General features: G+C 72.0%; 24 protein-coding genes. 16 read left to right on the forward strand and 8 right to left on the reverse strand.

Features of this window, described 5'->3' with window-relative positions; all coding sequences use genetic code 11:
* Positions 1-65: 65 nt before the first annotated feature.
* The 3 genes from ACWGIS_RS29165 to ACWGIS_RS29175 all read right to left on the reverse strand — a co-directional run bounded on the left by ACWGIS_RS29165 (position 66) and on the right by ACWGIS_RS29175 (position 2,926).
* Positions 66-1,676, reverse strand: coding sequence for a sodium/solute symporter (locus ACWGIS_RS29165; RefSeq protein WP_453365449.1), 1,611 nt, complete (start codon positions 1,674-1,676; stop codon positions 66-68).
* Positions 1,673-2,107 carry a DUF485 domain-containing protein gene (locus tag ACWGIS_RS29170; RefSeq protein ID WP_453365450.1) on the reverse strand — a complete coding sequence of 145 codons (435 nt, stop codon included), beginning with the start codon at positions 2,105-2,107 and terminating at the stop codon, positions 1,673-1,675. Before ACWGIS_RS29170 ends, ACWGIS_RS29165 begins: the two co-directional genes overlap by 4 nt.
* Before the next feature lie 348 nt (positions 2,108-2,455).
* On the reverse strand, positions 2,456-2,926 hold the full coding sequence (locus ACWGIS_RS29175; protein WP_453365451.1) for a GNAT family N-acetyltransferase: 471 nt from the start codon (positions 2,924-2,926) through the stop codon (positions 2,456-2,458).
* Between the two features lie 362 nt (positions 2,927-3,288).
* Here ACWGIS_RS29175 and ACWGIS_RS29180 point away from each other — a divergent pair, with 362 nt between their 5' ends.
* From ACWGIS_RS29180 to ACWGIS_RS29195, 4 genes are all read left to right on the forward strand, one after another.
* Positions 3,289-5,250 carry a DUF1996 domain-containing protein gene (locus ACWGIS_RS29180; RefSeq protein WP_453365452.1) on the forward strand — a complete coding sequence of 654 codons (1,962 nt, stop codon included), beginning with the start codon at positions 3,289-3,291 and terminating at the stop codon, positions 5,248-5,250.
* A 176-nt stretch (positions 5,251-5,426) separates the two neighbouring features.
* On the forward strand, positions 5,427-6,230 hold the full coding sequence (locus ACWGIS_RS29185; protein WP_453365453.1) for an alpha/beta fold hydrolase: 804 nt from the start codon (positions 5,427-5,429) through the stop codon (positions 6,228-6,230).
* A complete protein-coding gene (locus ACWGIS_RS29190; protein ID WP_453365454.1) occupies positions 6,227-7,561 on the forward strand; it encodes a PP2C family protein-serine/threonine phosphatase in 1,335 nt (444 codons plus the stop codon). Before ACWGIS_RS29185 ends, ACWGIS_RS29190 begins: the two co-directional genes overlap by 4 nt.
* The gene (locus ACWGIS_RS29195) at positions 7,558-7,905 is read left to right on the forward strand and encodes an STAS domain-containing protein (protein WP_453365455.1); all 348 of its coding nucleotides are present in this window, start codon (positions 7,558-7,560) and stop codon (positions 7,903-7,905) included. The genes ACWGIS_RS29190 and ACWGIS_RS29195 overlap by 4 nt, the downstream gene beginning before the upstream one ends.
* 113 nt (positions 7,906-8,018) lie before the next feature.
* Here the strand turns inward: ACWGIS_RS29195 and ACWGIS_RS29200 are convergent, their stop codons facing one another.
* Entirely contained in the window at positions 8,019-8,612 is a 594-nt protein-coding gene (locus ACWGIS_RS29200; RefSeq protein ID WP_453365456.1) for an EF-Tu/IF-2/RF-3 family GTPase, read from the reverse strand.
* 43 nt (positions 8,613-8,655) lie between these two features.
* Positions 8,656-9,171: a GNAT family N-acetyltransferase gene (locus ACWGIS_RS29205; RefSeq protein WP_453365457.1), complete on the reverse strand. Its 516-nt coding sequence runs from the start codon at positions 9,169-9,171 to the stop codon at positions 8,656-8,658.
* Between the two features lie 573 nt (positions 9,172-9,744).
* On the opposite strand from ACWGIS_RS29205, the gene ACWGIS_RS29210 reads away from it, so the two are divergent.
* Entirely contained in the window at positions 9,745-10,674 is a 930-nt protein-coding gene (locus ACWGIS_RS29210; protein WP_453365481.1) for a DUF5829 family protein, read from the forward strand.
* A 221-nt stretch (positions 10,675-10,895) separates the two neighbouring features.
* On the opposite strand, the gene ACWGIS_RS29215 is transcribed toward ACWGIS_RS29210, so the two are convergent.
* Positions 10,896-11,378, reverse strand: a complete 483-nt coding sequence (locus ACWGIS_RS29215) for an ATP-binding protein (RefSeq protein ID WP_453365458.1) — start codon at positions 11,376-11,378, stop codon at positions 10,896-10,898.
* Between the two features lie 226 nt (positions 11,379-11,604).
* Here ACWGIS_RS29215 and ACWGIS_RS29220 point away from each other — a divergent pair, with 226 nt between their 5' ends.
* A complete protein-coding gene (locus ACWGIS_RS29220) occupies positions 11,605-11,952 on the forward strand; it encodes an STAS domain-containing protein (RefSeq protein WP_453365459.1) in 348 nt (115 codons plus the stop codon).
* Between the two features lie 115 nt (positions 11,953-12,067).
* Positions 12,068-12,421, forward strand: a complete 354-nt coding sequence (locus ACWGIS_RS29225) for a helix-turn-helix domain-containing protein (protein ID WP_453365460.1) — start codon at positions 12,068-12,070, stop codon at positions 12,419-12,421.
* A gap of 22 nt (positions 12,422-12,443) precedes the next feature.
* On the opposite strand, the gene ACWGIS_RS29230 is transcribed toward ACWGIS_RS29225, so the two are convergent.
* Together ACWGIS_RS29230 and ACWGIS_RS29235 are read right to left on the reverse strand one after the other, a co-directional pair.
* Positions 12,444-13,436: a zinc-dependent alcohol dehydrogenase family protein gene (locus ACWGIS_RS29230; RefSeq protein ID WP_453365461.1), complete on the reverse strand. Its 993-nt coding sequence runs from the start codon at positions 13,434-13,436 to the stop codon at positions 12,444-12,446.
* Positions 13,437-13,655: 219 nt separating this feature from the next.
* The gene (locus tag ACWGIS_RS29235) at positions 13,656-14,582 is read right to left on the reverse strand and encodes a hypothetical protein (RefSeq protein WP_453365462.1); all 927 of its coding nucleotides are present in this window, start codon (positions 14,580-14,582) and stop codon (positions 13,656-13,658) included.
* Between the two features lie 519 nt (positions 14,583-15,101).
* Here ACWGIS_RS29235 and rpmG point away from each other — a divergent pair.
* The 9 genes from rpmG (at position 15,102) to ACWGIS_RS29280 (ending at position 24,200) form a co-directional block, all read left to right on the forward strand.
* Positions 15,102-15,266 carry a 50S ribosomal protein L33 gene (gene rpmG / locus ACWGIS_RS29240; protein WP_453365463.1) on the forward strand — a complete coding sequence of 55 codons (165 nt, stop codon included), beginning with the start codon at positions 15,102-15,104 and terminating at the stop codon, positions 15,264-15,266.
* A 47-nt stretch (positions 15,267-15,313) separates the two neighbouring features.
* On the forward strand, positions 15,314-15,574 hold the full coding sequence (locus tag ACWGIS_RS29245; protein ID WP_453365464.1) for a type B 50S ribosomal protein L31: 261 nt from the start codon (positions 15,314-15,316) through the stop codon (positions 15,572-15,574).
* A 41-nt stretch (positions 15,575-15,615) separates the two neighbouring features.
* Positions 15,616-15,738, forward strand: coding sequence for a type B 50S ribosomal protein L36 (gene ykgO, locus ACWGIS_RS29250; protein ID WP_356172343.1), 123 nt, complete (start codon positions 15,616-15,618; stop codon positions 15,736-15,738).
* Between the two features lie 385 nt (positions 15,739-16,123).
* Positions 16,124-16,642: a hypothetical protein gene (locus ACWGIS_RS29255; protein WP_453365482.1), complete on the forward strand. Its 519-nt coding sequence runs from the start codon at positions 16,124-16,126 to the stop codon at positions 16,640-16,642.
* Positions 16,642-18,036 (forward strand): hypothetical protein, encoded by a 1,395-nt coding sequence (locus ACWGIS_RS29260; RefSeq protein WP_453365483.1) that lies wholly within the window; start codon positions 16,642-16,644, stop codon positions 18,034-18,036. The genes ACWGIS_RS29255 and ACWGIS_RS29260 overlap by 1 nt, the downstream gene beginning before the upstream one ends.
* On the forward strand, positions 18,033-19,457 hold the full coding sequence (locus ACWGIS_RS29265) for a vWA domain-containing protein (RefSeq protein WP_453365465.1): 1,425 nt from the start codon (positions 18,033-18,035) through the stop codon (positions 19,455-19,457). The genes ACWGIS_RS29260 and ACWGIS_RS29265 overlap by 4 nt, the downstream gene beginning before the upstream one ends.
* 14 nt (positions 19,458-19,471) lie before the next feature.
* The gene (locus ACWGIS_RS29270; protein ID WP_453365466.1) at positions 19,472-20,584 is read left to right on the forward strand and encodes an ATP-binding protein; all 1,113 of its coding nucleotides are present in this window, start codon (positions 19,472-19,474) and stop codon (positions 20,582-20,584) included.
* The gene (locus ACWGIS_RS29275) at positions 20,581-23,376 is read left to right on the forward strand and encodes a hypothetical protein (protein ID WP_453365467.1); all 2,796 of its coding nucleotides are present in this window, start codon (positions 20,581-20,583) and stop codon (positions 23,374-23,376) included. The genes ACWGIS_RS29270 and ACWGIS_RS29275 overlap by 4 nt, the downstream gene beginning before the upstream one ends.
* Positions 23,377-23,567: 191 nt before the next feature.
* Positions 23,568-24,200, forward strand: coding sequence for a TetR/AcrR family transcriptional regulator (locus ACWGIS_RS29280; protein ID WP_453365468.1), 633 nt, complete (start codon positions 23,568-23,570; stop codon positions 24,198-24,200).
* Positions 24,201-24,261 lie beyond the last annotated feature (61 nt).

Genomic DNA, 24,261 nt, shown 5'->3' on the forward strand with positions numbered 1-24,261 from the left:
GCTGACCGGCCCCCGGGGCCCGCCGCACCCGCGGCGGGCCCCGGATCCGTTTCCGGAGGACGGGATCAGTTGGTCCTGCGCTCCGGACCCGCCAGGATCCGGCTCTCCAGCGCCTCGTACTCCTTGCGCTGCCGCTCCGCGCTGCGGCGTCCCGAGAGCATCGTGCCGAGCCAGCCGAACGCGAAGCCGACCGGGATGGACACCAGGCCGGTCGTCGTGAACGGGAACCAGTTGAAGTCGACGTCCGGGAAGGCGGCCATCGGCGTCCCCGACACCAGCCTGGTCCCGGGCATGAGCAGCAGCACCGTGACCGAACCCCCGATCAGCGTGCACAGCAGGCCCGTTCGCGTGTAGCGGCGCCAGAAGAGGCTGTAGACGAGAGCCGGGGCGATGGCCGAGGCGCCCAGGCAGAAGGAGACGGTCGCCAGCGGCTGCAGACTCCGGTCCTGGACCAGACTGGCCAGCAGGATCGCCGGCAGGCCGACGACGACCGCGCAGACCCGGGCGAGCCCCATCTCCCGCCGCGGCGCGAGCGGCTTGTCACGGCTGCCGAAGACGTCGTGTGCCAGCGAGTTGGCGCAGGCGAGGATCATCCCCGCCACCGAGGCGAGCAGGGTCAGGAAGATCGCCGTAGTGACGGTGGTGAACAGGAGGGTCTCGGCCCTCGACAGATGTGCACCGAGCACCGCCCGTGACCCCAGCAGATACGCCGTGTGGCCCCTCGGGTCGGCCGCGGTGAGACCGGCCCGGCCCACCAGGGCCGCCGCACCGACGGCCACGACGGTGATGATCACCACGAACAGCGCCACGGACGACACCGCCCACGACATCGCGCGACGGACCTGCCCGGCACTGTCCGCCGTGAACATGCGCATCGTGACGTGCGGCAGGCACGCACCGCCCAGCACGATGGCGAACTGCGAACTGATCATGTCGAGTTCGCTGTGCGGGCCGCCCGCGAACTGGAGTCCGGACCGCAGGTACGCCGAGCCGCCTCCACTGCCGCCCGACGCGGCACTGAACAGCGCCCCCAGATCCCATCCGAAACCGCGCAGGATCAGCACGGTGACCACGGCGCCCGAGCCCAGGAGCATGACCATCTTCAGGATCTGGACCAGCGCGGTGCCCTTCATTCCGCCGATGGCCGCGTAACTGATCATCAGCGCGCCCACGCCGATGACGCACCCGGTCTCCATCGTGCGGCCGGAGAACCCGAGGATGTACGCCAACAGGTGCCCGGTGCTGGCGAGTTGCACCAGCATCATGGGCATCAGCGAGGCGATGGTGACCGCACACGTGGTGATGCGCACGGCACGCCCCGGCATCCGCCGCGCGAGCGCGTCGCCCATGGTGAAGCGCCCGGTGTTGCGCAGGGGTTCGGCGAGCAGGAACATCAGCAGCACCAGGGACAGCAGGGTGCTCAGGGCCAGCACGATGCCGTCGTAGCCGCACAGGGCGATGACCCCGCCGATGGTGAGGACGGTCGCCGCGGAGATGTAGTCGCCGGCGATGGCGAGGCCGTTGCGCATCGGCGGCAGGGAGCGGTAGCCCGTGTAGAACTCGTCCAGGTCGTCGTGGTCCGGGCCCGTCATCACGCACAGCAGGAGCGTCACGGTCACGACGGCGAAGAAGGCCACGAGCGACCAGGACTGCGCCGCGCCGCCGAAGTCCGTCATCGGCCCGGCTCCGGCGGGCCGAGCCGCCCTCTCCTGCGGCGCAGACGGCGAGCGAGCGGGTCGACGTAGCGGCGCGCCGTGAGTTCGTAGAGGACCACGGCCAGCCAGGTGACGGGGAGCTGGAGCAGACCGATCAGCATGCCGGTGGTCAGGCCGCCGGTGACGGGGTCGGTCATGACGGAAGGGGCGAAGGCGGAGAGGCACAGGAAGGTGGTGAAGTAGCCGAGTGCCGCCAGGGTCGCCACCCGGCGCTGCCAGCGGTACGCGCGCCGGAGGACGCGCAGGTCCCTGTGGTGGCCGACCGGCGAGCGCAACGAGGACCAGCCGCGTAAGGGCTCGGCCGAGGGCTGCTGGTCGCGGGGGACGGGGGAGGCGGAATGCCGGGCGCTGTGCGGTCGGGCTGGGTACGACTCGGACGGGTCGTAGGACATCCCGGTTCTCCTAGCACGGCTCGGGTCCGGTGGGTACGGACCGCGGGAGGTGGGGGGAGCGGTTTCGATTTCAAGTTCGAGTCACCGCACGCTATTCGGGGAAATGCGCGGCTCGCCGGACTTTCCGCGAACTGGCTGGTCGGACCGGCCGCACCCCGCTGACCTCGCATGTTGGCCCTGTGAAGGCTGAGGTTCCTGCGGCTCAAGGGGCCGACGAAGCCCTCGCGCCGACGTCTGCGGACGGGCGGCGCGCGGGGGGCTGCGAGGTCCCCGGGGCGGGTGGTGCCGACGGTCGAGAGGGGGCGGCCGGCCTTCAGCGGCCGGCCGGTGCGGGGGAGCGGGTGTGCGTCACGGGCGCCAGTACAGCGACGGGTCGGGATGGTCGGTGAAACCGAGGGCGCGGTAGAGGGGTTCGCCGTCCCGGGAGGCGTACAGGTCCACGCGGGCGACCTCCCGTTCCCGGAACCAGCCGAGCAGACCCCGCATGATCGCCCGGCTGTGGCCGCGCCGCCGGTGCGCGGGGTCGGTGACCACGCCGATCACGTGGCCGATCCGGCCGTTGCGCAGATGCGGTCCGGGCAGGCGCTGCTCGATCGTGCCGATGCCGCAGGCGGCGAGGCCGTCGTCGCCGCGCACGACGAGGATGCGCACGTCCTTCGCCGACACCTGTTCCTCCAGTACGGCGGCGAGGGCCGGCTGCCAGTCACCCTCCGCCGAGGGCGAGTTGAAGAAGTCGCCGCCGAGGGTCTCGAAGAGCAGGGCCCGCAGGCGTACGAGTTCGGGCACGTCGTCCGCGGCTGCCTGCCGCACCAGTGACATGTAATAAGCGTAGGTGTCCTTAGGGTGTTACGTCCAGGGTGTCGGGGCTGCCCTTCGACCGGGGCGCGATGCCTCGGACGCGCAGGTCCACGGCGGAGGGCCGGGGTCCTGGACCGTGGGGCGCGTTGCCGCCCCGGTGCGGCAACGCCTCACGTGTGCCGACAGGTGCGGCAGGAGATTTCTGTGAATTCCAGGGGCGGTTGAACACGCCGGGGTCCCCCTCCGTACAGAAGGTGGCCATGCCGGCCCGGCAACGAAGCGGTAGGAGTACTTCCTTGGGACGCAACACGCGGAGACGTCCGACAGGTGCACGACGCGCCAGCTTTGCGGCGGTCGCGCTGATGTTGGGCGGAGGCGGACTGATGGCGGTGAACGTGTACGCCACGGCCTCCGAAGGGGACGCGGCGGAGCCGGACCGGAGCCGGACCGCGCAGGTCCTGGCAGCCGGAGGGGCAACGATCGACTGCCCGGACGTCGGCAGCCGGCTGACGGCGACACCCGACGGGGCGAAGGCGGAGGTGGACAAGGAACTCGCCCTGTTGGACCAGCAGATCACCGAGGCGTACGCGCAGTTGCAGGACGCGACGCGGGACGGCGGGCAGGACGCCTCCTTCGCCGACAACGCGATCATGACGCCGCTGAAGGACAAGCGGGCCGCGACGATCGAGCGGATCGCGGTCGCCATCGACCGGGTGGGCGACCGGCCGCAGGGCCTCGACGCCTTCGCGCCCTGCACGCTCCGCGCCTCCGGCAACCAGGACCAGCAGGGGAACGGGCAGACGGAAGAGCCCGGTTCGGAGGGTCAGGACGACGCAGGCGAGCAGGACGGCCAGGGCCAGGACCAGGAAGGCCAGGACCAGGGCGACGGCGGCAACGGGGGCCAGGCGGGCAACGGCCCCGTCGCCGCCGACTTCCAGGACATCAACACCGTCCAGCCGAACGTGCGCACCCCCGACCCGCAGGGCGACGCCTCGCGCGGCACCTTCGGCACCAGCTGCGGCGTGAACGCGAACGGCCTGTTCAACTCCGACAACGTCATCGTGGCGCCGGGTGTCTCCAACGGCGCCCACCACTTCCACGACTACGTCGGCAACCAGGCCAACAGCGCCTTCGCGAGCGACGACGACCTCGCCGGCGGCGAGACGACCTGTGAGGACGAGGGCGACAAGTCCTCCTACTTCTGGCCCGTGCTGCGCGTGCAGAACGGCGCCCAGGAACAGGACGCGGACGCGCCCGGCGGCGGCGTCGAGGGCAACGCGGGCGAGATCGTCACGCCCAAGCAGGTCACGATGACGTTCGTGGGCAGCCCGCGCGGCGAGGTCACGGCCATGCCGAGGCTCCTGCGCATCATCACCGGGGACGCCAAGGCGTTCGTCAACGGCACCGCCAACGCCAACGCGTCGTGGAGCTGCACCGGGTTCGAGGACCGGCAGCTGAAGGACAAGTACCCGCTGTGCCCGCAGGGCAGCGACGTGGTGCGCACCTTCAAGTTCCAGAGCTGCTGGGACGGCCGCAACATCGACAGCGCCAACCACCGTACGCACGTGGCGTTCGCGGACGCCGAGGGCAACTGCGCGGGCGGCTTCCGTGCCATCCCGCAGCTCGTGCAGCGCATCGTCTACGACGTCGACGCGCCCAGCCTGGAGGACGGGGGCAGGACGACCCCGCTCTTCGGCGTGGACTCGTTCCCCGAGCAGCTCCACAAGCCGGTCACCGACCACGGCGATTTCATCAACGTCTTCGACGAGGACCTGATGCGGGAGATGGTGGACTGCATCAACGACGGCCGTAAGTGCGGCGCGGGAGCCGGTGGCGGCGGCGGTGGCGGCGAGGAGCCGGAGCCGACCGAGAAGCCGGAGCCGACCGAGAAGCCGGAGCCGACCGAGAAGCCGGAGCCGACCGACAAGCCGGACCCGACGCAGAAGCCGGAACCCACCGCGACGGCCCCTTCCCAGGCTCCGTCCGGCGGTGGCGACAAGGACGACCCGGCGGACACCGGTACCGACCCCGCCCCCAGCAAGCCCGCCGAGGAGCCGGCGGGCGGCTCGGGCGGCGACGAGGCGACGCCCAAGGCCGACACGTCGCCCTCGGCCGTCCACCGCGACCCGGTCACCACCTCGGACGAGGCCGGCAGCGAGGCGAGCGCCGTCCCCGGGCCGGAACCGACCGAGGTCGCGCAGGGTGAGCAGTCCGGTGGTTCGCAGGCCGAAGCGCAGGCCACCGGCGGCCTCGCCGACACCGGAGCCCAGCTGTGGCCGGCGGCGGCCGGGGCGGTGCTGCTGATCCTCGGCTTCGTCCTGCTGCGGCGCGTCAACCAGAGGTAGGGCCGCAGGCCGGCCAAGGGCGAGCGGAACCGCGCGGCGGTCCCGCTCGCCCTTGGCCTTCCTCCGACGCGACCGGACAGGCCCGGAACGGGGACCGCCCGATCATCGTGTGAGATGAAAGACCGATCACCGGCGCGAGGTCACACGTAAAACGCCGCTGATGGCACCATGGGCGTATGGATGTGGCGAGCAGGAACAATGTCGTGGTCACCGGCCGCGAGGACGGGCCGGTGATCGTGCTGGCGCACGGCTTCGGCTGCGACCAGAACATGTGGCGCCTGGTCGTACCGGCTCTGGCCGAGCGGTTCCGTGTGGTGCTCTTCGACTACGTCGGCTCCGGTTCGTCGGACGTGTCCGCCTGGAGCGAGGAGCGCTACGGCTCCCTGGACGGCTACGCCCAGGACGTGATCGACATCTGCGAGGAGCTGGACCTGCGGGACGTGACGTTCGTGGGTCACTCCGTGAGCGCCATGGCCGGAGTCCTCGCCGCCGCCCGGGCCGGGGAGCGGTTCGCCAGGCTGGTCCTGCTGGTGCCCTCCCCCCGCTACATCGACGACGGTGACTACAAGGGCGGTTTCAGCGCCGAGGACATCGACGAACTGCTGGAGTCGCTGGACTCGAACTACCTGGGCTGGTCGGCGACCATGGCGCCGATCATCATGGGCAACCCCGAGCGGCCGGAACTGGGGGAGGAGCTGACCAACAGCTTCTGCCGCACCGACCCCGACATCGCCCGGGTCTTCGCCCGCACCACGTTCCTGAGCGACAGCCGCGCGGAGCTGGCCTCGGTGCGGCAGCCGACGCTGGTCCTGGAGTGCGCCCAGGACGTCATCGCCCCGCAGGGCGTCGGCGCCTACGTGCACGCGTCCATCGCCGGCAGCCACCTGGTCACGCTGGACGCCACCGGTCACTGCCCGCAGCTGAGCGCACCCGAGGCCACCGCCGAAGCGATCATCACCTTCGCGGCGCCGTCCCGATGACGTGCCGCACGGATCAGGATGCGGAACCACCCGGGCACCCCGATAAGCAGCCGGAGAGCACCACAAGAGCCCATGACGACCGCCCGGCCGACGCGGCGTTCAGCGCGTTGCTGGAGGACGATGTGGAAGATCTGTACGAGAACGCGCCCTGCGGTTATCTGTCCACCCTCCTCGACGGGCAGATAGCCAAGGCGAACGGGACCCTGCTGAGCTGGCTGGGCCGCAGCCGCGAGGAGACGGTCGGCCGCCTGTACTTCGCCGACCTGCTCACCGTCGGCGGCAAGCTCTACCACGAGACACACTTCGCGCCGCTGCTGCGTATGCAGGGCGAGGTGAACGGCATCGCCCTGGAGCTCAAGGCGGCCGACGGCACCCGTCTGCCCGTGCTGGTCTCCTCCAAGGTCAAGAAGGGCGGCGACGGACAGCCCCTGCTGATCCGTACGACGATCGTCGACGCCCGGGACCGCCGCGCCTACGAGAACGAGCTGCTGCGACGCCGGCGGGAGGCGGAGGAGGCCCGTGAGGAGACCGAGCGGGCCCGGCGGGAGGCGGAGCGCGACAAGGAGCGCCTGCAGAGCGTGCTGGCCGTCCTGCAGCGCAGCCTGGTCCCGCCGTCCCTGCCCCAGGCCCCCGGGATGGAGGCGGCCGCCTACTACCACACGGCTTCCGCGGACCAGCTCGGCGGCGACTTCTACGACGTCTTCGCCCTGGGCGACGGCCGTTGGGGCTTCTTCCTGGGCGACGTGTGCGGCAAGGGCCCCGAGGCGGCCGCGGTGACGTCGCTGACCCGCTACACGCTGCGCGCGGCGGCGATGCACGACGCGGACCCGGTCACGGTGCTCACCACCCTCAACACGGTCCTGCACCAGCACTACATCCGCGGCGACCCCCGCTACTGCACCGCCGTCTTCGGCACCCTCACCCCCCACGCGTCCGGCGTGACCGTGCACCTCGCCAGCGGCGGTCACCCGCCCGCGATCCTGATGCGGGCCGACGGCGTCGCCGAGTACCTGCCGACACCGGGCGGTCTCCTCGTGGGTATCCTGCCGGACGCCCCGTTCAAGGACGTCACACGGGAGCTGACAGCCGGGGACACCCTGCTGCTCTACTCCGACGGCCTGACCGAGGCCCGTATCGGCCCCGAGGGCGCCCGCTACGGTGACGAGGCCCTGCTCGACTTCACCACCGACCTGGCGCCCGCCGGCGCCGACAAAGCCGTCTCCGCCGTCACCACCCTGCTCGAAAGCTTCGGCGACGGACTGGACGACGACACCGCCGTCCTGGCGATCGGCATCCCCGCACCCACCACATCCGACGAAGAACTGACGTGACAGAGCTGACCACCACCATCCGGAACACCCCGACCGGACCCGTGATCACCGTCGGGGGCGAACTCGACCACTACAGCGCCGGACAACTGCGCGAGACCATCCGCGGCCTGACGCTGCGACCGGGGCAGCTCCTCGCCCTGGACCTGCACCGTCTGACGTTCTGCGACTCCAGCGGCATCTCGGTCTTCGTCGCCGCGCACCGCCAGGTCCTGGCCGCGCAGGGCCGTATGGCCCTCGTCGCCGTGCCCGCCATGATCACCCGGACCCTCGGGATCGTCGGCCTCGACCAGGTCCTGGACGTCCACCCGGACCTGGAGCAGGCCGTCCGCTCACGCTCGGCGTGAGCGGTAGCGGTCCCCTGCGGTGACGCTCGGCGTGAGCGAGAATCAGGCCGTGCGGTGACTCTCGGCGTCCTCCGCTCAGGGTAGGCGTGAGCGCGAGGCGGACCGCGCGCTGATCACGCCGCCGGACCGCCGACTTCGCGCGACAGTCCCGTCACGGTCCCCGACCCGGCGGCACGCCCCCGGAGACGGAAGGCGAAGCGCTGCCCCTCCTCCAAGGGGACGGCACGCTCCAGCCCGATCGTCACGGCGGCCACGTGGAGCGGCGCCGGCGTGTCGAGACCCGGGGGCAGCGTCACGGTGCCGGCCACCGCGGTGAAGCGCAGGTGGCACCACAGGACACCGCCCGTGGGCAGCTCCGTACCGCCTTCCGCCTCGGGCAGCAGGACGATGTCGGCGGTGAAGACCGCGTGCGCGCCGATCGAGCCGGGCGCGGCCAGCACCTGCCCCCGCTCCAGGGCCGAGGTGACCGAGCCGGGAAGCAGCAACCCCAGGTTCGAACCCTCGCCGGCCTCCTCGACGTGCTGTGCGCCGAGCCTGATGCCGCCGACGCGGGCGAGGGCGCCGGCACCGGACCCGACGACTTCCACCTCGTCGCCGGTGCGGACGCGGCCTCGTTCCACCAGGCCCGTCGCCATGACCGACCTGCCCTGCCGGAGAGGGAAGACGTCCTCGACGGGCATCAGGAACGGACGCGAGACGGCGCTCACCGTTCACGCCCGGCGAGTCCGCGGGCCGGGGCCGGCCGAGGCGTCACAGCCGGCTGAAGGGCTCGGCGTACTCGAGGGTGCCCCGTACGGCGGGGTCGTACGCGGTCAGGGTGCGGACCTGGAAGTACTCACCCCAGGCGGGGTCCGGCGGGTCGATGCCATGGTCCGTGCCGGCGCGGAAGCCGTAGCGGCGGTAGTAGGCGGGGCTGCCGAGGAGGCCGACCAGGGGCTCACCGAGGGCGTCCGCTGCGCCGAGCACGGAGTGCACGAGCGCGAGACCGACGCCGCGCCGCTGGTGGGCGGGGTGGACGCTGAGCGGGCCGAGGCCCAGGACGGGTGCCGTGCCGACGTGCGCGCGCGTGCAGACCACGTGGCCGATGACCTCCCCGTCGTCGTCCAGCGCCACGAGGGACAGCGCGGGCAGCCAGCCGGCACAGTCACGGAGGGCGTCGAGCAGGGTCACCTCGACGGGGACCGGAGTGTCCGGTGCGGCGAAGGCGGCGGCGGTGACGGCACGCACGGCAGCGGTGTCGGCGGGCACCTCGCGTCGGATCAGCACCGGCACAGTCTGGGGCAGCCGGAACCGGGGCGCAAAGGAATGGGGGCGGGTCTCGCCGCCGGTGGACTCCGGGCACGTGTTCGAGCTGTCGTGGAGGCGGCAGCGGATCGCCCCGTGTGAGTCCAACCGTGGGCTTCTCCTCGGATGCGCCCATCCGCGCGCTGCCGAGCCCGTCCGTCCCCGCTGGTGTCCCCGGCCGTCCCGCTCGGGACCGCCGCGCGGCGTGCCGGCGCCTGACCCTCCCTCATGTCGAGTTGCGCGGCGGCTCCGTGGCTGATGTATGCTCGATCTTGAGCGTGCCGCCGAGTTCATCGGAGCCGCGTCTCGCGTCGATGGTCCAAGGAAAGGCGCCCCGCTTCCTGCGGGGAGATGCAGGTGCAAGGCCTGCTCGGCGCTCGATGAAGCCCCATCCCGGTTCTCCGGGGTGGGGCTCTTCTCTGTGCGCTCCCGCCGGTGCACCGGAGTGGCGCAGTCCGTGGACCGGCGGTTTCCCGCCGTCCTCCACCGTTCGGCCGCGCGCGCGATCGTCCCCGTCCTACTCTCCCTCGCATGCTGCCTCGCCCCGTGTCGCGAATGGTCCTGGTCCTTGCCCTGGCGCTCGCAGCCGCCCTGACCGGGGTGGCCGACGGCGGCGCCCGCACGGCTCGCGCCGATACACAAGGGCACGCTCCCGGACGGCAGTTGCTGTTCTTCAACCACGCCTACGGAGTGCTCGACCGGGAGACCGCCGATGCCATCGAGCACTCCGGTTATCTGCGCGAGTTCGCCGACTTCCAGGTCCGCACGACCACCGGATCGGGCGGCCAGACCTGGACCGGCCGCTACCTGATGGGCCGTGAGACCTACCTGGAACTGTTCGGGGTCGGTGACCTGCCCGGCCAGGACGGCACCTTCGGGGCCGGGGGCAGGGGGGTCTCGACCGAGCGCTCCGGAGATCTCAGGACGGTGCTGGACCGTCTGCGGGACGACGAGGGTGTCACCGACCCGGTCGAGTTCCGCCAGACCCGCGACTTCGGCGACGGGATCCCGGTGCCGTGGTTCGACGCCGTGTTCACCACGGCTCAGTACGACACCTTCGGGGCCTGGGCGATGGAGTACCTGCCCGAGTACTTCGCCGACCCGCGCAGCAACACCGAGCCCGCCGGTCACCCCGGCGACGTCGGGCGGGAGCGCTACCTTTCCGACGTCTACCGCGACCACCTCATGCGTGACGTCGCCTCCATCCGCCTCGCGGTCTCCGAGCGCGACCTCGCCGCCACCGTGCCGCTGCTGCGGGCGGGCGGTTTCGTCGTCCGTCCGGTGCCCGGCGGCGGTACGGTCGCCCGGCGCGGCGGCACCACCATCCGGTTCGACGCCGTTCCCGTCGGTGAGGTGGGACTGCGCGAGGTCACGTTCTCGCTGAACCGGCCGGTGGCGGACCGGCACGAGGAGCGCATCGGCCGCTCGACGCTCGTCGTGGGTCCGGGCGCCCGCGCCGTGTGGACCTTCGCCGGGACCCCGTAGCGGCGCAGCGCCCTACGTTGCCCCTGATTCGGCGAGCCTGACGTCACGTCGATCCCCGAACGATGCTGCCGACGGCTGGGCACGGTCCAAGGGCGAGCGCATCCTCCAATGGTCAACGTGGCGCCGAGGACGCCAACATGAGGGCCGGCTGGGTCACTGCAAACGACGCTGACACAGCCCCTGGAAACTGCCCAGCACTCGGAACAAGCACCGTTGCCGTGCTAGCGGGACGAGGGGCCGGTGAGGTGGCCGCGGTGGCTGTCGGTGAGGGCGAGGCGGGCCGTGGTGCGTTTGCCCGACGGGGCGGGGCGCACCTCGTACTCCTGACAGACCGCCAGGACTATTTCCAGGCCGTGCTGGCCGATGCGGGCGGGATCGGGGCCGCGGGGGGTCGGCAGGGTCGGTTCGCCGTCCCAGACGGTGATCTCCACGCTGCCGTCCACGACGCGCAGGTCCAGTCGGCTGGGCCCGGGGGCGTACCGGCAGGCGTTGGTGACGAGTTCGCTCACGACCAGTTGCGCCGTGCTCAGCGCCCGGGCGGTGACCGGGACGCCGTGGTCGGCCTGCACGCGCGTCAGATAGGCGGTGGCGAACCGGCGCGCGGCGCCGATGCAGCGGGTGTCCCCGTCGTAGGCGGCGCACGCCGCGGGGGCGGAACGTGCGCCGGGAGCCTTCTGCTCGTTGTCGTGCGCGGTCTGGTCCATACGGTCGCCTCGCGTTGCCTCGGTCACATGGCCCCGTTGGACGCGTACCCCTGAAGCGTGCCTCCACGTGACTGTCTGGCCGGTCTTTCGCCTCGGCGGCAAGGCCGCGGATCGGTCCAGGCTGATGGTGACATTAACAGGCGGCCGGTTGACACCAGCGTGATTGTTCCGTTTGCGTGGACGCAGCGTCGGCGGAAAGGCCGCTGAAGACGATGAGGGAGATGGCATGAACGCCGCCCGTCTGATCATCTCCCGCCACGTCACCCCAGAGGGCGTGAGCGTGCTGGGAATGGCGGGGGAGATCGATTTCACCACCGTCGGCGACTTCCGCGAGGCCCTCGCCGACCGTGAGGGCGCCGAGGGGTATCGCACGGTGGTGGACTTCAGCCGGGTCACCTTCATGGACTCCAGCGGGATCAACGTCCTGGTGGCCGCGAACCGGGACGCGGCCCGGGGCGGTGGCTGGATCCGGCTGGCGTGCCTGCCCGCAGGAGTCCACGACGTCCTGCACATCGTGGGACTCGACGAGGTGCTCCCGCTCTACCCGACCCTGGACCTCGCCCTGACCTCCTGAGAGACGGCACCGTCCGGGGAGCCGCACGCGCCGGGCCTCGGCGGTGGGGGACGTAGAATCGCGGTCCGCCCGCGAGGCGTCCCCGCCCCGCAGATCCCGTCCCGTGGAGTCCGCCGTGTCCCGTCCGCGAAGCACGCCGCGCACCGTGGCGAACCCCGCTCCGGAGGCGTTCACGCTCCAGCGGCTGCTGGAGGCGCTGGCCGACCCGGTGCGGCGCGCGGCCGTGCGCCGGCTCGCCCGGGCCGGTGAGGACCTGAGCTGCGGCAGCTTCGAGATGCCGGTCGCGCCGTCGACCGCCACGCACCACTTCAACGTCCTGCGGGAGGCCGGCGTGGTCCGGCAGTACTACGTGGGGACGACGAAGATGAACGCCCTGCGCGCCGACGAACTCGAGGCGCGGTTCCCCGGACTCGTGTCCGCCCTGCTGTCGGCGGAGGACAGCGAGCCGGACGCGCGGGCGGACCGCTGAACCGGGCCGGCGCGCGCCGCGGTCAGTGCCGTACGGTGACCACGATCTTGCCGACCTGGGCGTTGGACTCCATGTAGCGGTGCGCCTCGGCGATGTCCTCCAGGTCGAAGGTCCGGTCGACGACCGGGGTGAACGACCCGGTGGACAGCCCGGCGTTGACGAAGGCGACGCCGCGCGCCAGGCGCTCGGGGTCGGAGGTGACCTCGAAGAGGGTGTAGGTGCGGGTGCTCAGCGCGGGGTAGTCCCGGGCGTTGGGCAGCGGGGTGGTCCGCGGGTCGAGGGTGCCGTAGACGATGAGCCGGCCGCCCGGCGCGATGCCCAGGGCGATGGTCTCGACGCCGGGTCCGGCGACGGGGTCGAAGGCGGTGCGCACGCCGGTGCCGCCGGTGATCTCCTTCAGCCGGGCGGGCAGGTCCTCCTCGTCGGTGACGACGACGTGGGCGGCGCCGGCGTCGAGCAGGCGCTGCTTCTTGCCGGCGGTGCGGGTCGTCGCGACGGGGACGGCGCCGATGTGGTTGGCGGTCTGGATGGCGGCGAGTCCGACGCTGCTGGAGGCGGCGGTGATCAGGACGTGGTCCCCGGGGCGGGTGTGGCCGTCCTCGACGAGCGCCCCGTAGGCGGTCAGGTAGGCCATCCACACCGCGGCGGCGCTCTCCGCGCCGACGCCGGCCGGGCGCGGGACCGTGGCGGACGCGGGGACCAGGACGTGATCGCCGTAGGTGCCGTAGTCGGTCTGAAGGAACGACGGGACGACGCCGACGGGGTCCCCGACGGCGAAGCCCGTGACGCCGGGGCCGACCGCCTCGACCACGCCGGCGGCCTCGTAGCCCAGTCCCGAGGGGAAGACGGGCTGGTAGAAGTACGAGCCCTCGCGGAACATCAGCTCGGCCCGGTTCAGCCCGATCGCGTCGACGCGGATGCGCAGCTCGCCGGCGCCGGGCTCGCCGAGCTCGACCTCCCGCACCTCCAGGACCTCGGGCCCTCCGGTCCTGTCGAACTTCACTGCCTTGGCCATGAGGGCTTCCCGTTCCTTCGTCCGTGGTGACAGGGCGGTGCCCGGTCGCGTCGTGCGGCGGGCACACATCCACCAAACCTCAAACTACGACGAACGTCAAACTACGACGCGAGTCGAACTTAAAGGCTCTCGGGGTGGCGTGCGGCGGGAGGTGTCACGTGGGACGGGAGGGGAGTGGCCGACGCGGCCGGCCCCCGCGTGCCGGGGGCCGGCCGGTGGTCAGTCGGACCTGAGGTTCTCCAGCGTCGACTTCGTGTCGGTCTTCACCCAGCCGGACACGTCGGTGACGTCGGCCGGTGTGCTGCCGTAGGACGAGGCGTAGGCGCTCCAGCTCATCTGGTACGTCATCCAGCCGTCGCGCACGGCGAGGATCACCGACTTGCTGCCGCTGGTTCCCGAGCCGGACGTGGTGTCCTGGGTCACCAGGTAGGCCTCGTCACCGAAGCCGTCGACCTCGTCCACCTCGTAGTCGTCGTACCGCTGGTCGTACTCCGACCACAGGGCCGTGAACTCGGCGGCGGGGTCCGTCTCCTTGTGGAGGTCCATCTGGACCGACAGGTACGCGTCCGAGTACGAGGAGGCGGAGGATTTCTTCAGGGAGATGCTGCAGTAGCTCACGTCGAGGGCGTCGTGCTCCAGTGAGTTGTGGCTGGGCGCCGAGTCCTCCTCCGTGTACTCGGTCCGGAGCGACGAGTAGTCCACCGCGGAGCAGAGGTTGGACTTGGCCCGGTATCCGGCCAGGTCCGCCTTGCCGCCGTCGCCCACGTCCAGCAGGAACACCCCGCCGGCCCACAGCGCGCTGGCGAGCAGCGCCCCCACGGCCGCCCACACGACGGCGTGCCCCGCCGTGCCCTTCCCCCCTGCCCGCGGCGGCGGGGGCTGAACGTAGCCCGGCTGCGCGTACGGATGCTGCTGCGTCGGCACGGACACGGGTGGAGGCCCGTAACCGCCCGGCTGCTGAGCCGTCGCGTAGGGGTCGGCGGCCGGTCTGGGTGGCGGCGGCCCCTGCTGGGCGCCCGGTTGCCCCGCGGGTGCGGCCGGCATGGCGATCAGCGTGGGGTCGGCGTGTATCGCGGAGCCCGCGGGCGGTGACGCCTGGGGCTGGGGGGCGGCCTGGGCCGGAACGTCGTCGGGCCGATCCTTCATCGTTCTGCTCCTTCTCCATGGTCGGTGGAGACGCACAGGGCCCGGGGTGTCGCTCCCCGGGCCGCTTGGGCCGTCGTCCCGCGGGCGCGGTCGGTCCCCGGTCGGCGGAATCGGGCGGGCACGGAACCAGCTCGGACGATCACGACATCTCCCCGTGAGCCTCGGGACCGGATGGCGGAGCCGGGTACAACACGCGCGGATGGCTCAACCAGCCGATTCTAGAGGGAAGTTCGACCTGCCGCCGCATTCCGGGAATGGTCGACTCGCGGGTTCTGTTCCTCTCCGTGAAGCCTCTCCGTGTACGTGGATCCGGGCACGGCGAGGGCGAGGCGCTCGGTGCACGGAATCGGTCTCGCCGTCTTTCCGGGAGGTGACGTCCGGCCTTCGAGGCGGGACGGACGGAAGCCCGGAAAAGGGATCCCACGAGGCGGGAATGCGACGGCGGAGGGCGCTGTTACACCACACGTAGCTGACATGAGCGAGTCAAGAATCGCGAATGTGGGCGGAAGGAGAACCCTCATGGCACGCACCACCGCACGCCCCGTCGTCACCCTGAGGTCGACGGCCGGAACCGGAGTCACCTACGTGACCCGCAAGAACAGCCGGAACAACCCCGACCGGCTCGTCCTGCGCAAGTACGACCCCGTGGTCGGCGAGCACGTCGAGTTCCGCGAGGCCCGCTGAACCGGTCCGGCGTCACCAGGCGAACAGCCGCGAGGAAGGACAGCCCCATGAAGCCCCGCATCCACCCCGAGACCCGGCCCGTCGTCTTCCGCGACAGCGCCGCGAACGTCTCTTTCCTGACCCGTTCGACCGCGCGGTCCGACAGGACCGTCGCCTGGGAGGACGGCAACACCTATCCGGTGATCGACGTCGAGATCTCGTCGGCGAGCCACCCGTTCTACACCGGGACCTCGCGCGTCCTGGACACCGCGGGCCGAGTGGAGCGCTTCGAGCGCCGCTACGGCCGCGCGCCCTCGGTCGGCCGCTGACCGCGCGCCCGGACACGGGCGAGCAGAAGGAGAGCAGAGCCATGAAGGTACGCAAGTCCCTGCGCTCGCTGAAGTCCCTCCCCGGGGCTCAGGTGGTCCGCCGCCGCGGTGTGACCTTCGTGATCAACAAGAAGAACCCGCGTTTCAAGGCCCGCCAGGGCTGACGCCGCTTCTTCCGGCCCGCGTCGGCGACGACGCGGGCCACCGACGACCGAGTGCCCGGGCCCAGTTGGGCCCGGGCACTTCGGTGTTCCGGGCGTGCGCCGAGCCCGTGGGTGCTTCGGTGTTCCGGGCGTGCGCCGAGCCCGTGGGCACTTCGGCGCTCCGGCCGTGCACCACGCCCGTGATGTGCCCGCCATGCGGCACCCAGCACTCGGCGGTGAGCGCCGGGCGCCAGGTACCGAACTCCGCACGCCAGGAGATGTTTCGGCGAGACGGGCGGGCTCAGGCTCCGGGCTCCCGTGCCGGACGCGGACGTGATCGCGTTGTCAGTGGTCGCGTCTATGTTCAGTGGTGTCCCCGCCGGTGTGGCGGAAGGCTCCCTGGTGCATTGGAGATGGTGCGTTGTCGGAGTGGGAGAGGTCGAGCACGGCACGGGTGACAGCACCCGCGCAGCCCCGCAAACTCGCCAAGGTCCCGTTCGTGGAACTGGCCGACGGACGGGTGCAGGGTGTGGTGTCCAGCGGATCCGACATCGAGCGGGTCTATGTCTCGTCGGTCGCGTCGGGCACCTACGCCTTCGCGTGCAGCACCAACAACAACCGGCCGTGCGGAGGCGCGCGAGGGTCGTTCTGCAACCACATCCGCGCCCTCGTCACCGAAGCGGTCCTGCAGTACGGGGCCGCCCGCGTCGCCCGCTACCTGAGAGTCGACACCGGCGACCAGGAACCGAGCGCGCCTGTCCTCACCGCGGTCATGACCGCCACGGGCCCGGCACAGGGCGACACCAAGGCCGCGGCGCCCGTCTTCAGCCGGTTCCTGCGCCACCTCGCCTATCTGGAACTGGCGGCCAGCACCGCCCCGTTGCCGGAGATGCAGTGGTTCCCGCCGACCAGGACGGCCGCCTGATGCGCGCCGACCTGCTCGCCGACAGCGGCAACCACACCGAGCTCGACGAAGCCCTCACCGCCGTCGACTCCTTCGACCGGGTCCTGGTCGCCGGCCTGCTCCGCCCCCAGCCCGCCCAGGCCGCCGGGCTGGCCGCGCTCGCCCGGGCCGTCTCCGGGACGCCGCTCGCCGCCCGCGTCGGCGAGGCCGCCGACAAGACGGCCGCCGGAGCCGCGGGCGAGGACCATTTCGTCGCCCTCGCCGCCGCCCGTACGGCGCTGCTCGGCTCCGTCCACGACGCCCTCGTGAGCCGCGTGGACGAGGCGACCGGCCGCAGCCGCGGTGAGGCGCCGGCACCGGTGGCCGCCGAGCGCCGCGAGGTCAACGTGCTCGCCGCCGCCCGCTCCTGGCTCTGCGACCTGGTGCGCGCCGGATGGCAGGGCATCGACCACGAGCTGGTGTCCGGCTCGGCGCAGATCGTCTCCGCGATGCTGCCGGACCCCGGTCTGCGCCGCCTGGCGACGCTGCTCGACGGCTTCTCCGCGGAACTCGCCGCGTCCTGCCCGGGTGCCTCCCTCGAACGCGTCCCGGTCCGCCGCTGGGCCGACCTGTGGTCGCGTGCGCTGCTCCTGACGCTGCCCGGCGCGGCCGACGTGCCGGCCACCGTCACGCTCACCGGCCGTCTGCTGCCCCTGGGCATCGACCTCCAGGAGCACCCGACCGCCGTACAGGCCCAGGTCCACGCGGTGTTCGAGCCCGCCGACGGCTCCGCGTCCCGCCTGGTGCGCGCCGGCGTGTCGGCGCCGAAGCCCGACACGGTCGTCGGAGCCGGCCTCTGGCAGCTGCTGCGCCCCCACATGTCCCTGCTGGCCGCCGTGAGCGAAGGCCGGTCGATGGAGCTGACCGACATGCCGGCCACCGACGCGGGCGACCTCCTGTGGAGCGACGGGCACGCGCGCGCCGGTGAGCCCGCCGACGCCCTCGCCACCGCCCGGGTCGCCCTGCCCGCCGCCACCGACCCGGCGACGGCGCCCCTGGACCGGCACCCGGCCGGGATCGCCGTCCCCGTCTTCCTGGAGGGCTACGAGAGCCGGCGGGAGGACGGCGTGCTGACCTTCACCGTCGCCGGACACCCGCTCCCCGTGGACACCGACCGCATCCCGACCGCCGGGCCCCTCACCCCCGAGGCCGTCGCCACGTCCGGCGCCTGCGTCGGACTGCTCCGCTGGGACGCGGGAGCCTTCCACGTCCAGCCCCTGGTTGTGGAGACGACCGTGCGGAAGAAGGCGGTGGCGGTCCACGCCGGGGCCTGGGCGGGCGGCACCGCCGACAAGGCCGCCGTCAAGGCCGAGAAAGCCGCCACCGACGCCGTCTCGGTGCTGCGCGAGCGCGCGGGAAGGCTGCTGCGGAAATGACCGAGTACAGCGGTCCCGACACCGCCTCCGCCCCCGAGGCCGACTCCGACGAGAACCGCCGCCAGGCCCTGTACTGGCTGCTCCTCGCCCGCCTCTTCGACCCCGAGGAGCAGCCGACGCTCGAGTCGGCCGGCCTCGGCGTCGTCGAGGACCTCGGCCTGCCTCCCGCCCTGCTCGACCCCCAGTCCTCCATCGACGCGATCGTGCAGCGCCACCCCGCTCTGGCCGACGAGTTCGACGCCCTGATGGTCCCCGCGCCGGACGACGGCGGACGCGACCGGGCCGCCGAGGTACGACGCGCGGCACTGGTCTCCAAGGTGCTCCTCAACACCTTCGACACCGGCTCCGGTGCGGTCACCGCGGAACAGCTGGCGCGCTGGCAGTCCGACGCCGGCTGGCTGGAGCGCGCCCTCGGCTGCCGGCCCGGCGAACTGCGCGGCGGCCGGGCGGGCGCGGACGCCGCCGGTGAAGGCGCGGGCCGGGACGCCGCACACGACGCGGGTACGACACCGGACCTCACCCGCCTCGTCCCGGCGATCGGTCCGGAACTGGCCGGCATCGAGGCCGACCTGGTGCGGCGGATGAAGCTGCGCGAGGTGCTGGCCGACCCGAGGCTGGCCGCCCGGCTGACCCCGAGCATGTCGCTGATCGAGCAGCTGCTGAGGGACAAGAGCAACCTCTCCGGCGTGGCGCTGGCCAACGCCAAGGCGCTGATCCGCCGCTTCGTCGACGAGGTCGCCGAGGTGCTGCGCACCCAGGTCGAGAAGACCACGGCCGGCGCCCTGGACCGTTCCGTCCCGCCCAAGCGGGTGTTCCGCAACCTCGACCTCGACCGCACCATCTGGAAGAACCTCACCAACTGGAGTCCGGAGGAGGAGCGGCTGTACGTCGACCGCCTCTACTACCGGCACACCGCCCGCAAGACGACACCCCAGCGGCTCATCGTCGTCGTGGACCAGTCCGGCTCGATGGTCGACTCGATGGTGAACTGCACCATCCTCGCGTCGATCTTCGCCGGGCTGCCGAAGGTGGACGTCCACCTGATCGCCTACGACACGCAGGCGCTCGACCTCACGCCCTGGGTGCACGACCCCTTCGAGACGCTGCTGCGCACCAAGCTCGGGGGCGGCACCGACGGCACGGTCGCCATGGCACTGGCCCAGCCGAAGATCGCCGAACCCCGCAACACCGCGGTGGTGTGGATCTCCGACTTCTACGAGTGGCAGTGCGAGCCGCTCTTCCAGAGCATGGCCGCCGTCCACCGCTCGGGAGCCAAGTTCATCCCCGTCGGCTCGGTCACCAGCGCCGGCCGCGGCAGCGTCAACCCGTGGTTCAAGGAGCGCTTCAAGGACCTCGGAACGCCCGTGCTCTCCGGCCACATCCGCAAGCTCGTCCACGAACTCAAGACGTTCCTCGCCTAGAAACGGATCCCGAGATGTCCGACCTGTTGCGCGCCCCCGCCGAGATCAAGTACGCCGAGGAGCTGGACTGGCTGGAGTCCGTCGACGACAACCCCAAGCCCTTCTCCTGGCGCCTGTCCCCGAAGATGGTCCGCCTGTTCGTCCTGGGCTCCGAGCGCTCCGACGGCCTCGACCGGGAGATCGCGCCCAAGTGGTTCGGCGACCGCAGCTTCGTCGAGCGGTCCATCGTCACGCTCGCCTCCGACCGCGGACTGCTGCTCATCGGCGACCCCGGCACCGGCAAGAGCTGGCTGGCCGAGCTGTTGTCCGCCGCGATCTCCCGCAACTCGACCCTGGTCGTCCAGGGCACGGCCGGCACCACCGAGGACCACATCAAGTACTCGTGGAACGTGTCCATGGTCATCGCCAAGGGCCAGTCACGCGAGTCGATGATCCCCTCGCCCATCATGACCGCCATGGAGACCGGTGCGATCGGCCGCTTCGAGGAACTCACCCGCTCCACCAGCGATGTCCAGGACGCGCTGATCTCGATCCTGTCCGAGAAGTACATCTCGGTGCCCGAACTGGACAGCGACAGCATCGTCTTCGCCAAGCCGGGCTTCTCGATCATCGCCACCGCCAACAGCCGCGACCGGGGCGTCAACGACCTCTCCTCGGCACTCAAGCGCCGCTTCAACTTCGTCCGCATCCCCGTGGTCACGAACAAGAAGAGCGAGGTGGAGATCGTCCGCTTCCGCACGGAGGAACTGCTCCGCCGCCACCAACTGGAGCTGGACGTACCGCCGACACTCCTCGACGTGCTGCTGCAGAGCTTCGCCGACCTGCGCGCCTCGGCGGCCGCGGCCGGGAGCGACGACGAGAAACTGGAGTCCGCGCTGTCCACCGCCGAACAGATCGGCGTACTGGAGGACGCCATCCTGCACAGCAACTTCTTCGGCGAGCGGGCCCTGACCGCCCGGACGCTCGCCTCCTCGCTCGTCGGCTCCCTGGCCCGGCGCGAGCCCGAGGACCTCGCCATCCTCAACAAGTACCTGCACGGCGTCGTCGAGCCGCGCAGCAAGCAGGAGGGCGGTTCCTGGCCCGAGTTCCTCGAAGGCGGGCGCGACGCGATCGCCACGCTGTCGTGAGCGCCCACGAGGAGACGTTCACCGCGCTGCGGGGCCAACTCCACGAGGCGGCACAGACGTTCGCCGACGGGCCCGACGCCCTGGAGGGCATCCTCCTCGGCATCGTCGACGACGTCGACCGCGCGGTGCGCGAACCGCTGGAGATCTTCCCCGTCTGCCACCACTCGCCCGCCTCGGCGATCGCGATGGCGCGGCGCCTGCGGGAGAAGCAGCCGAAGGTCGTGTACCTGGAGCTGTGCGAGGACATGGCGCCCCTGCTGACGGAACTGCGCAACTGCAAGCTGCCGGTGGCCGTCCAGGCGTTCGCCAGCGAGGTCGACGGCTTCCCGGCCGAGTGGTCGCCGCTGTCGGTGGTCGCCCCCGTGACGGAGGCCTCGGCCGAGTACCAGGCGATCGCCTACGCCCTGGACACACCGGGCGTCGAACTGGTCCTCGTCGACCGCTCCTCCGACCACGTCTTTCAGTGGGACGCCCGCGCGTCCGACGACGCGGGCGAGCCGGCCGACCCGGACGCACCGCCTGCCGACGAGGAGGCGGCGCTGCACGGCGACGCGGTCGGCGTGGAGATCGGCGACCTGCGTCCGCGCTTCGCCGCACTGGAGGAGCACCTGCTGCGGCACGGCAAGGTGCGGCACTGGTCGGAGTGGTGGCACCAGTACGTGGAGCTGCCGCTCGGCGACAGCGACCACGACACCTACCGCCAGGTCATGTTCCTGATCGGCAGCCTGTTCCGGCGGCTGGCGCCGGGCGACGCCCACCGGGTACGCGTCGACGAGGACCGCGAGCGCTTCATGTGGACCAGGATGCGTGAACACCTGGCCGCCACCGGCACCGACGTGGAGGACTGCCTCTACGTCTGCGGCGCCTACCACGCGGCCAGCCGTGTCGCCGAGTTCGGTGTCCACGGCAGCGACACCTTCGCCATCGGCCCGCGCAGCGCCACCGAGTGGCGGTACGGCCTGATCCCGTCCAGCCACGCGGCGATCGAGGCGCAGTTCGGCCTGGCCGCCGGGTCGGTGTCGATAGCGGCGACGGTCTGGGCGAAGAACCTGCGGCGGACGCGCGTGCGGCCGTACCGGCTGGCGGGCCAGGCCGGCACGAAGAAGCCGCGGAAGGCCGTGGCGGCGACCGCTCCCGTGCCGGCGCCGGAGCCCTCGGACAGGCTGACCGGCTTCCTCCAGCGGCCGCCCGTCCTTGACCGCCTGGACGAGAGCGAGTTGCTCGGCTGGTCGGTGGACATCGTGCGGGCCGCCCGCCGCAACGGCTACCTCGCCTCCACCGCCGACGCCATCGCGGTGTTCGAGACGTCGATCCTGCTGGCCGGGATGCGTGACCGGGCCAAACCGACGCCGTACGACTTCCAGGACGCGGCGGTCACCTGCATCGAGAAGGACTCCGTGCCGGGCCGGCGCGACGTGCGCCGCCTCGTGGAGATCATGATGGGCGGCGACCGGGTCGGCCAGGTCGGCTACGACGCCCTGCCGCCCCTGGCCCGCGACGTGCACGACAGGCTCGCCCCGCTCGGCCTCGGACTCCAGCAGCGCGGCGTGCAGCGGGCGTTGCTGGACATCGCGTCCGAACCGGGGCTGGAGCGCTGCTCCGACGTGCTGTGGATGCTGCGGTACCTGATGCCGCAGGGCGCCGCCCGCCCGATCATGGGGCAGCGGAGGCTGGGGGAGCGGCCCATCCAGGAGTCCTGGGACCTGGCGCTCGGCACCCACCAGCGTGCGCTGATCGAACTCGGCTACGAGGGCGTCAGCATCGAGCAGGTCCTCGAACAGCGGCTGCGCCGCACCGCGTACAGCGCGCAGGCGACCACGGCGACGGTCCTGGAGGCGGTCGAGGACGCGACGCTGTACCTGCGCAGCCAGCGCCTCGCCGACGAACTGGGCACACGGGCCCTGGACGTGCTGTCCGCCGAGCGCGGCGTCGACGGAGCGCCCGAAGTGCTGCGCCGGGTGCGGCGGTTGCTGGCGTACTACCGGACCAGCCGGCCGGTGCTCCCGTCGTGGATCGAGTCCTTCGTCAAGGCGGGTTACGCGCACTACTGCACCCTGCTGCCGACGGCGTTCACCGACGAGGACGCCACCGTCCGCCAGGTCGGGGCCATGCTGGGCTTCCTGTTCAGCATGGAGGGGCTGGCTTTGTCGCTGGGCTGCGACCGGACCCAACTGGAGCTGGCGGTGGCCCAGTCGCATCCCCGGGACCCGTCGAAGACGGCACTGCTGTGGGCGGCGCAGGTGCAGCTCGGACAGCTGTCCCGCACGGACCTCAGGGCGAGGTGCGACGAGCTGCTGGGCAACCCCTTGGTGGTGCCGGCCTATCCGCGCTACCTGAGCGGACTCGTGCACGCGCTGGAGCCTGTCCCCGGACTCGCCGACTTCGTGGTGGAGGCGGTGTCGAACGCCTTCGGGCGGCTGCCCGACCCGGTGCTCCTGCCGTGGCTGCCGACGCTGATCACGACGCTGCGGGCCGGCGGTGCCGAGTCGGCGCCGCTCCTCGTCCGTGAGGCCGGGCGGATGTTCCCCGGCCGGCTCGCGGCGCTGGACGCGTGGGTGCCGCCGTGGCGGGCGCAGCCGGAACCGGCGGCGGGCCTGCCTCCGGCCGAAGCGGCACGGGGCGGCGGCTGCGCTCTCCTCGCCGCCCATCCGGCGACGTGCGACGCCGTGGCGGAGCTGCTGGGCTGCGAGGGGGCCTGGGAGACACCGGACGAGGGTCCGGCGGGGGCGGCGCTGGCCACACGCCACCCGGCGACGGCCGAGGCGCTGGCGGCGCTGCTCGACAGCGCATGAGCTTCGGCGCACCCCGCTCCCGCCGCCGACGGTCACCGCCCGTCCGGGACGGGCGCCCGACACCGTCACCGCCCGTCCGGGAGCGACGCCCTCACTCGGTACCGGGGCACGCTCCTCTCCGCCCTCGCCGGCCCGGTACCGGAGCGTGTGCCTCGGTCCCTCGCGGGCCGCGGCTTCCTAGAATGACGTCCGTGACGAACACGGGGGGAGCGCGGCGGGGCCGCAGGCCGGGGAGCTCCGACACCCGGGCCGCGATCCTGGCCGTCGCCCGGCGACGATTCCTCCAGGAGGGCTATCACGCGGTCACCCTGCGGTCCGTGGCGGCGGAGGCGGAGGTCGACCTGGCGCTGATCAGTTACTACTTCCGTTCCAAGAAGGGGCTGTTCGGGGCCGCCCTCGCGCTGGGCGCCAACCCGGCCGAGGTCCTCGCCGAGCTCCTCGAAGAGGGCGACCTGGCCACCTTGCCGGAACGGGTCGTGCGGCAGGTCGTCACCGTCTGGGACGATCCCGTCTCCGGGCCGCCGCTGCTGGCCATGCTCAGGAGTGCCGCGGGCGACGAGGCGTTCGGGGAGCTGCTCAAGGAAGCCGTGGAGCGCGAGATCGTCGAACGGGTCGCGGCCCTGCTGCCGGGGAGGAGCGCGCGGCAGTACGCCGGTGCCTTCACCACCGTGATCGCGGGCCTGATCACCACCCGTTACCTCCTGCGGCTCGAACCGGTCGCCTCGATGAGCCCGGAGGAGGCGGTCCGCTACCTGGCGCCGCAGGTGCGGCTGGCCCTGCGCGGCCCGGCACGCCCGCCGACGGCTCCGCGCCGCCCGCGCTGAGCCCGACGACCTCGGTACCTGTGCCCAGGCCACCGTCGATGCCCCCGGTGCCTCCGCCACT

Source organism: Streptomyces sp. NPDC054842 (assembly GCF_053611025.1).

What these genes read in the sequence shown, in the direction of transcription:
- ykgO (WP_356172343.1), top strand. Translation starts at nt 15,616, where the DNA reads ATGAAGGTACGCAAGTCCCTGCGCTCGCTGAAGTCCCTCCCCGGGGCT.
- ACWGIS_RS29235 (WP_453365462.1), bottom strand. Translation starts at nt 14,582, where the DNA reads ATGAAGGATCGGCCCGACGACGTTCCGGCCCAGGCCGCCCCCCAGCCC.
- ACWGIS_RS29190 (WP_453365454.1), top strand. Translation starts at nt 6,227, where the DNA reads ATGACGTGCCGCACGGATCAGGATGCGGAACCACCCGGGCACCCCGAT.
- ACWGIS_RS29180 (WP_453365452.1), top strand. Translation starts at nt 3,289, where the DNA reads ATGGCGGTGAACGTGTACGCCACGGCCTCCGAAGGGGACGCGGCGGAG.
- ACWGIS_RS29210 (WP_453365481.1), top strand. Translation starts at nt 9,745, where the DNA reads ATGGTCCTGGTCCTTGCCCTGGCGCTCGCAGCCGCCCTGACCGGGGTG.
- ACWGIS_RS29260 (WP_453365483.1), top strand. Translation starts at nt 16,642, where the DNA reads ATGCGCGCCGACCTGCTCGCCGACAGCGGCAACCACACCGAGCTCGAC.
- ACWGIS_RS29215 (WP_453365458.1), bottom strand. Translation starts at nt 11,378, where the DNA reads ATGGACCAGACCGCGCACGACAACGAGCAGAAGGCTCCCGGCGCACGT.
- ACWGIS_RS29185 (WP_453365453.1), top strand. Translation starts at nt 5,427, where the DNA reads ATGGATGTGGCGAGCAGGAACAATGTCGTGGTCACCGGCCGCGAGGAC.
- ACWGIS_RS29175 (WP_453365451.1), bottom strand. Translation starts at nt 2,926, where the DNA reads ATGTCACTGGTGCGGCAGGCAGCCGCGGACGACGTGCCCGAACTCGTA.
- ACWGIS_RS29245 (WP_453365464.1), top strand. Translation starts at nt 15,314, where the DNA reads ATGAAGCCCCGCATCCACCCCGAGACCCGGCCCGTCGTCTTCCGCGAC.
- ACWGIS_RS29170 (WP_453365450.1), bottom strand. Translation starts at nt 2,107, where the DNA reads ATGTCCTACGACCCGTCCGAGTCGTACCCAGCCCGACCGCACAGCGCC.
- ACWGIS_RS29165 (WP_453365449.1), bottom strand. Translation starts at nt 1,676, where the DNA reads ATGACGGACTTCGGCGGCGCGGCGCAGTCCTGGTCGCTCGTGGCCTTC.
- ACWGIS_RS29270 (WP_453365466.1), top strand. Translation starts at nt 19,472, where the DNA reads ATGTCCGACCTGTTGCGCGCCCCCGCCGAGATCAAGTACGCCGAGGAG.
- rpmG (WP_453365463.1), top strand. Translation starts at nt 15,102, where the DNA reads ATGGCACGCACCACCGCACGCCCCGTCGTCACCCTGAGGTCGACGGCC.
- ACWGIS_RS29230 (WP_453365461.1), bottom strand. Translation starts at nt 13,436, where the DNA reads ATGGCCAAGGCAGTGAAGTTCGACAGGACCGGAGGGCCCGAGGTCCTG.
- ACWGIS_RS29220 (WP_453365459.1), top strand. Translation starts at nt 11,605, where the DNA reads ATGAACGCCGCCCGTCTGATCATCTCCCGCCACGTCACCCCAGAGGGC.
- ACWGIS_RS29265 (WP_453365465.1), top strand. Translation starts at nt 18,033, where the DNA reads ATGACCGAGTACAGCGGTCCCGACACCGCCTCCGCCCCCGAGGCCGAC.